General features: G+C 58.7%; 1 pseudogene. It reads left to right on the top strand.

From position 1 onward, the window contains the following. Window positions 1-560 (top strand): annotated as a pseudogene (locus FDX22_RS22460) (ATP-binding cassette domain-containing protein); the annotation flags it as partial.

Below are 560 nucleotides of genomic sequence, written 5' to 3'. Positions count from 1 at the left end.
AAAGAGGCACTGGCGATGGTCGATCTGGAAGGCTTCGAAGAGCGCTATGTCGATCAGATCTCCGGCGGTCAGCAACAGCGCGTGGCGCTGGCGCGCGCATTGATCCTCAAGCCGAAAGTGCTGCTGTTTGATGAGCCGTTGAGTAACCTCGACGCCAACCTGCGTCGCAGCATGCGCGACAAGATCCGCGAACTGCAAAANTATTACCTCGCTGTACGTGACCCACGATCAGAGCGAAGCCTTCGCGGTGTCCGACACCGTACTGGTGATGAACAAGGGACATATCATGCAGATCGGCTCACCGCAGGATCTGTACCGCCAGCCCGCCTCGCGCTTTATGGCGAGCTTTATGGGCGATGCCAACCTGTTCCCGGCCACCTTCAGTGACCAATACGTTGATATCTATGGCTATCACCTGCCGCGCCCGCTGCACTTTGATACGCAAGGCGAAGGTATGGTCGGCGTGCGCCCGGAAGCGATCACGCTCAGCGATCGCGGCGAAGAGAGTCAGCGCTGCGTGATCCGCCACGTGGCCTATATGGGACCCCAGTATGAAGTCA

Origin of the sequence: Citrobacter sp. TBCS-14 (assembly GCF_005280805.1) — a bacterium.
GTDB lineage: Bacteria > Pseudomonadota > Gammaproteobacteria > Enterobacterales > Enterobacteriaceae > Citrobacter > Citrobacter gillenii.
This window is presented reverse-complemented; position numbering and strand designations above follow the sequence as displayed.